Below are 4,159 nucleotides of genomic sequence, written 5' to 3'. Positions count from 1 at the left end.
GCTGTGACATAGCCTTTTGTTCCTTTATTTCTCTATTTTTGACGACTTAAAGTTATAAAGGAGCGGCTATGTCATTTCAACTCATCATAAAAGTCGAGCATCGCGTTCAATTAGCATTAATTGGCATTCTGCCCTAAAACAAGTGGAAATAAAATGGCTAAAAATAGTTTATATATCTACTGTTGCGCTTACTATTATTCCTCTTACATGAAAAATAAAAACCATTAAGAAATATCAATTATTTTCTATAAAAAACGGCTCTTGATTAAAAAGAGCCGTTTTGATTGATTTAAGAAAAACCGTACGTTATGAGTGAAATTTCTTTTTCTGTTCAGCCATCTGAATTAAACCTTCACATGGTGTAAATCTCTCTCCATGCTGCTGTTCCAAACGACATAAAGTTTCTACAACCTTATCAATACCAAGCTTATCAATATAACGGAATGGCCCCCCCAAGAATGGCGGGAATCCAATACCAAATACAGCGCCAATATCACCATCACGAGGGCTTCTGATAATTCCTTCGTCCAAACAACGAACTGCCTCATTCAACATGAGCATCACGCAACGTTGGGCAATGTCAGCAGGTAACATTTTTACAGTAGGTTTGATTTTTAATAAGGAATAAATGGATACATCAACTTCTTTGGATTTCTTCCCGAATGACCAGAACTTGTTCTTTTTATTCGCATACGAATAGAAACCCCGGCTATTCTTCTTGCCTTTCCGATTATCTTTTAAGACCGCTTCTAAAATCTCCGGCGCAGCAAATCGGTTCCCCAACTGTTCGACCAAAATAGGAATGATTTTGGTGCCTACATCTATACCGACCTCATCCAATAAATTGATTGGGCCAATAGGAAAACCAAAGTCCACCAAAGCATTATCGATATGATCAACGGGTTCCCCTTCTAACAAGCAATAACCGGCTTCATTAATGTAAGGCGCCAGAATGCGGTTCACATAAAACCCTGCATTATCCCCGACAACAATGGCCGTTTTTCCCTGTTTCTTAGCCAGTGCAACAGCAGTTGCAATTGTTTTTTCACTTGTCCCTGCATGTGGAATAACTTCGACCAACGGCATTTTGTCAACAGGGCTAAAATAGTGAATACCAATGATCTGCTCTGGACGAGTAGCAACTTCAGCAATTTTGTGAATGGGTAATGAAGAAGTATTAGAAGCGAAAATAGTTTCAGGTTTGGTGTTCTCTTCAATTTCTGAGACCATTTTGCGTTTCAATACCAAATCTTCAAATACAGCTTCAACCACAATATCTGCTTGCTTAAATCCGCTATAATCTGTGGTTCCTGTCAATAAAGACATCTGCTGAGAACGCTCGCTTGGTTTCAAACGACGCTGTTTTACTCGCTTGGAAAGGAGCTCCCATGTATATTTCAGCGCCTGATTAATACCCTTTTCATTAATATCCTTAATGCGGGCAGGCAAATTCCCTCGTGTGATGGTAACGTTGGCAATACCACCGCCCATCAGCCCACCACCCAAAATGCCTACATGTTTAATCTCAGCAGGCTGCTCTGATGAGCCAGTTTCATTTTTTAACGTAGTCGAAGCAAAGAACAAACTCCGTAATGCGGCTGATTCCGGCGACATCGCCAATTCACCGAATGCCTTGGCTTCAGCCTTAAAACCTTTATCCAGCCCTTTTTCCAAACCAGTACGGATCACATTGATGATTTTTTCTGGTGCGGGATAGTGGCCGTGAGTTTTTGCGCGGGTTTTTTGATGTACCGTATGAAATAACAGCGGCCTGCCCAATGCGCTCGCCAATATACGCTGTGACCATGCCAATGGCTTGCGCTTGGCAATACCTTTTTTGACATATTGCACAGCAACATCCAACAAGATGTCCAAAGGCACAGCATCATCCACAACTCCCAACCGTTGTGCCTGTTTTGCCTTGAGTTGACGACCAGTCAGTATCATGTCCAAAGCAGCACTGACACCAATCAGACGAGGCAAGCGCTGAGTCCCCCCCGATCCCGGCAACAATCCAAGCTGCACTTCCGGTAAACCGAGACGTGTCTTGTCATCCAAAGAGCAAATACGGGCATGACAAGCCAAAGCCAATTCCAGCCCACCGCCTAAACACGCACCATGAATAGCAGCGACAACAGGTAAAGGATAATTAGCAATCTGCGCAAATAATTTTTGGCCTTTTTCGGCCAATTCTGTTGCTTCTTCCTGAGTTTGGCAGCCTGCTATCATGCTGATATCTGCACCAGCAATGAAAGAATCCGGCTTACCAGATACAATCACCAGCCCTTTCAAACCAGACACTTGTTGTGCTTTCTCAAACATTGTCAGGAATTGTTCAACAAATTCAGCTTTCAGCGTGTTGACTTTCTCGCCCGACACATCAATGGTGATGATCCCCACCTTGTCGTCCCTAACCGAGAAATTGAATACTGATTGTTTCGGTTGTGTTGTTGACATGACAGTTTCTTGTTCAGCCTGAACCATTACTCTACCTCCAATACCATTGCTGCACCCAAACCACCAGCGGCACAGGCGGTCGCCAGCCCAAACCCACCGCCATGACGACGCAATTCATTCAACGTCTGGGTAACCATTCTGGCCCCCGTTGCGGCAAATGGATGCCCATAAGCAATTGATCCACCCAATACATTGAATTTATCCATATCCACTTCACCAATTGCCTGAGTACGCCCCAACTTTTCACGGGCAAATTTCTCACTGGCAAACATTTTTAAATTCGTCAGTGTTTGAGCAGCAAACGCTTCATGCATATCAATGAGTGTAAGTTCGTCCAAAGTGATACCTGCACGATCCAACGCCAATGGTGTCGCATAAGATGGCCCCAGCAGCATATCCTGCCAAACATCAATTGCCGAAAACGCATAGCTACGTAGATATCCTAATGGCGTCATGCCTAGCTCTTTGGCAACCGATTCGCGCATCAATATAACGGCTGCGGCTCCATCTGTCAGCGGCGTACTGTTCGCTGCCGTGACAGTGCCATGTTTACGATCAAAAGCCGGGCGCAATTTAGCATAAGAGGCCAGAACTGAATTTTTTCTAACGTTATTATCTTCAAGCAACGTGTCGCGGTATGGAGGGAAATGTGCCGATACAATTTCATCATTCAAAAGCCCCTGCTCCCAAGCTTTAGCGGCTAACACATGGGAACGATGCGCCAATGCATCCTGATCTTCACGGCTGATATGATAGGTTTTTGCCATCTGCTCTGCCGTATCCCCCATTCTTAACCCTGTTGAATATTCAGCGACGGCAGGGGATACCGGCAATAAATCACGGAACTTCAATCGGCTGAGTAATTTTAGCCGTTGAGACAAACTCTTAGCCTTATTCATATCGACCAAAGTACGAGCTAATGACTTAGTCACCCCGATTGGTAAAACAGATGAAGAGTCTGCACCTCCGGCAATACCCACATTTACTGTACCCGCCATAATACTTTCAGCCACATTTGCAATTGCCTGAAAACTTGTTGCACAGGCACGGGAAACGCTATAGGCATCGGTATTCACACTTAAACCTGCTCCTAAGACAATTTCCCTCGCAATATTCGGTGCTTCCGGCATTTGAACAACTTGCCCGAAAACTAATTGGTCAATCTTCTCAGGCGACAAACCGCTCCTAATGATCAGCTCGCTGACAACAGACTTTCCCAAATCAACAGCCGGAATACCGTGGTAGAAAGTTGCCTGTTTTGCAAAAGGAATACGCAACCCGCTGACAATAGCAACACGTTCCTTTTTCTGTGTTACTTTTGTTGAAGAACGACCCATAGCAACTCCTGACAATAATCATTAATTAAATCAATTGATTGATTAAAAAAATTCACTCACCTCACAAGAGGTCAGACCTGATGGAGCATTGTTAACGCAATGTTGGAAAATAGCAAACAGGAATAAACGAAAAATGCGAGCAAGCGCAACTTTAAAGTATTTATAATTTATAACGCGATGCTCGACTTTCGTGGTGAGTTGAAATGACATAGCCGCTCCTTTATAACTTTAAGTCGCCAAACTGAGAGAAATAGAGGAACAAAGGCTATGTCACAGCAAGATTTTATCATTTGGGTGTTTTGTTGGGTAGATGACAATTTAACGCAGTTACAACAAGGTATGCGATTCAGAAGTCGGGGATATCC

At 43.6% G+C, this 4,159-nt stretch carries 2 protein-coding genes and 1 pseudogene; 1 reads left to right on the top strand and 2 read right to left on the bottom strand.

Annotation, left to right across the window (positions count from 1 at the left end; genetic code table 11):
• Window positions 1–306: 306 nt before the first annotated feature.
• Both fadJ and fadI read right to left on the bottom strand, forming a co-directional pair.
• Complete coding sequence (gene fadJ, locus AAC854_RS21495; protein WP_340618875.1) at window positions 307–2,484, bottom strand: fatty acid oxidation complex subunit alpha FadJ; 2,178 nt, start codon at window positions 2,482–2,484, stop codon at window positions 307–309.
• On the bottom strand, window positions 2,484–3,794 hold the full coding sequence (gene fadI / locus AAC854_RS21490; protein ID WP_340618874.1) for an acetyl-CoA C-acyltransferase FadI: 1,311 nt from the start codon (window positions 3,792–3,794) through the stop codon (window positions 2,484–2,486). Before fadI ends, fadJ begins: the two co-directional genes overlap by 1 nt.
• A gap of 267 nt (window positions 3,795–4,061) precedes the next feature.
• On the opposite strand from fadI, the pseudogene AAC854_RS24435 reads away from it, so the two are divergent.
• Window positions 4,062–4,159: pseudogene (locus AAC854_RS24435) on the top strand (IS982 family transposase); the annotation flags it as partial.

Source organism: Xenorhabdus entomophaga, assembly GCF_037996725.1.
GTDB classification, from domain to species: Bacteria; Pseudomonadota; Gammaproteobacteria; order Enterobacterales; family Enterobacteriaceae; genus Xenorhabdus; species Xenorhabdus khoisanae.
Note: the sequence above shows the minus strand (reverse complement) of the source record. Positions and strands in the feature narration are given on the sequence as shown.